This is a genomic window from Candidatus Gracilibacteria bacterium, from assembly GCA_010119145.1.
Taxonomy (GTDB): domain Bacteria; phylum Patescibacteriota; class Gracilibacteria; order BD1-5; family UBA6164; genus JAACSU01.
The window spans coordinates 1,759-4,060 of the sequence record JAACSU010000031.1 but is presented as its reverse complement, the minus strand read 5'-3'; the positions used below and the strand labels follow the sequence as shown (position 1 = coordinate 4,060).

Genomic DNA, 2,302 nt, shown 5'->3' with positions numbered 1-2,302 from the left:
AGATTTCAATGTCAACTCGCTTAAAATATCAACTGCGTATTTTCTTGTTTCAAAACTCTTACTGTATTTAGCAATTTCACTTAATAGAAAAATCGATTCTTTTGGATACTCCTTAGCTAATTCCATGAGAATGTGACCGACGTGGCTTACCGCAAGTGTTCCTGTTTCATCCAACTCATCAATCATTTTTACGAAAACTTTTTCAAGTTCCAATTCTGCCAGAGGTTCGAACAATTTTATTCCTCCCTAAAAATATTATCATAATCAAAAATTATGTCAAGAAAAAAATTTTGATCCTGAGTTTACGGCAATTATCGAAAGAACTAAATTAAATTTTATCAAGAAATAAAATGTGATAAAATAAAAGGAGGTTAATCCTCCTTTTAAGATTATGCCAAAAGAAATTGTTATTTCAGAAGATATTTTAAGAAGATTATATTTACACAAGAAATTATCTTCTTCGCAGATAGCTAGGATTAATAATTGCACTCCTTGCTGTATTCGATATAAACTCCATAAATTTAAAATTCCAATCCGGAGCGTTTCCGAAGCAATGATGGTCGATAGGGGAATTAATATTTCTCAAGAAGAGTTAAAGAAATTATATCTTAAAAAGAAATTATCCACTTATAAAATTGCCAAACTTTATCGCTGTAATGAAGAAACAATTCGAGAAAGATTACATAAATTTGGTATCCCTATTCGGTCTAAATTTGAAGCAAATAGAATTTATCCAGTTTACGATTTTGATGGAGATTTAGAAGAAAAAAGTTATTTAATCGGATTTAGAATTGGCGATCTTTGGGTAGGATTAATTAGAAAAAATAGTCAAACAATTTGTGTGAGATGTAGTTCCACCAGGTGGCAGCAGATTAATTTAATTAAAGATTTATTTTCTTCCTACGGCCACGTCAGGATAAATAAAAGAGATAAAAGAGGCGCTATTAAAATTCGTTGCCACCTTAATATGACTTTTAATTTTCTTTTAAAGAAAAAGGATGATATTCCAAAATGGGTCTATAAAGATAATAAGTGTTTCATGGCATTTCTCGCGGGCTATTTTGATGCCGAGGGATATATGGGTGTTCGGAAAGACGGTACTAGCGAATGGCAAATATCCTCATACGATAAAAATATTTTGCATCAAATTTATAAGAAATTAAATACTCTTAATATCAAATGTTTAAAACCTTGGCTTTCAAGAAAAAAAGGATATGTCGATGAATTATATGGTCGCCGAAATAATGATAGATGGACTATTGGAGTCTTCCGAAAGAGTTCATTGTTGTGCCTATTGGATTTTATGGGGTTATATTTAAAACATCCTAAAAATATAAAAGCTATGAAAGTAGTAATTCAAAATATTAACGAACGAGATAAAAAATTTGGAAATCTAAGAATGAATTAATAAAACATGAAAAAATATTATCTTTCTACAGCAATTCCATATGTTAATTATGCTCCCCACGCGGGATTTGCCTTAGAAATTATTCAAGCTGATGTGATCGCTCGTTATCACCGACTTTTAGGCGAAGAAGTTTTTTTCTTAACTGGAACTGACGAAAATTCCTTAAAAAATGTTCAGGCAGCAGAAGAGGAGAAAATTCCTATAAAAAAATTAGTAGATCGAAACTCTAAAAGATTTTATGAATTAAAAAAAACCTTAAATTTATCTTTTGATGATTTTATTCGGACTACCGAAAAGCGCCATATTAAAGGGGCCCAAAAACTTTGGTTAGCTTGCAAAAAAGATATTTATAAAAAAACTTATAGAGGGCTCTATTGTGTTGGTTGCGAAGAATTTTATAAAGAGAGTGAATTAGTCAATGGTCTTTGCCCAGAACATAAAACTAAACCTGAATTGGTTGGGGAAGAAAATTATTTTTTCCGACTTTCAAAATATCAAAATCAGTTTAAAAAAATTATTGAAAGAGATAAGGTGAAAGTAATTCCAGAAACTCGGAAAAACGAAGTTTTAAGTTTTATAAATTCTGGCCTTGAAGATATTTGTATTTCCCGCTCAGCTGAACGTGGTCGAGGATGGGGAATTCCAGTGCCAGGAGACCCAACTCAAATTTTATGGACCTGGTATGACGCTCTCAGCAATTACATTAATGCCGTTGGATATCCCGACAATCCCAAAAAATTTAGAAAATGGTGGCCAGCAGATCTCCATGTCATAGGGAAGGGGGTGATTCGTTTCCACGCCGTATACTGGATAGCGATGCTTCTTTCAGCAAAATTGGTATTGCCAGAGAAGATTTTCGTTCATGGTTATTTAACCTCGGCGGGACAAAAAATG

General features: G+C 32.4%; 2 protein-coding genes and 1 pseudogene (1 of these 3 cut by a window edge). 2 read left to right on the top strand and 1 reads right to left on the bottom strand.

What is annotated here, in order from left to right:
• Positions 1-234 (bottom strand): hypothetical protein (locus GW846_06575; GenBank protein ID NDK10409.1); only part of this gene is annotated, 234 nt, incomplete at its 3' end.
• A gap of 157 nt (positions 235-391) precedes the next feature.
• On the opposite strand from GW846_06575, the gene GW846_06570 reads away from it, so the two are divergent.
• Positions 392-1,408, top strand: coding sequence for a hypothetical protein (locus GW846_06570; protein ID NDK10408.1), 1,017 nt, complete (start codon positions 392-394; stop codon positions 1,406-1,408).
• Positions 1,409-1,414: 6 nt separating this feature from the next.
• A pseudogene (locus tag GW846_06565) lies at positions 1,415-2,302 on the top strand (class I tRNA ligase family protein) (it continues 626 nt past the right edge of the window).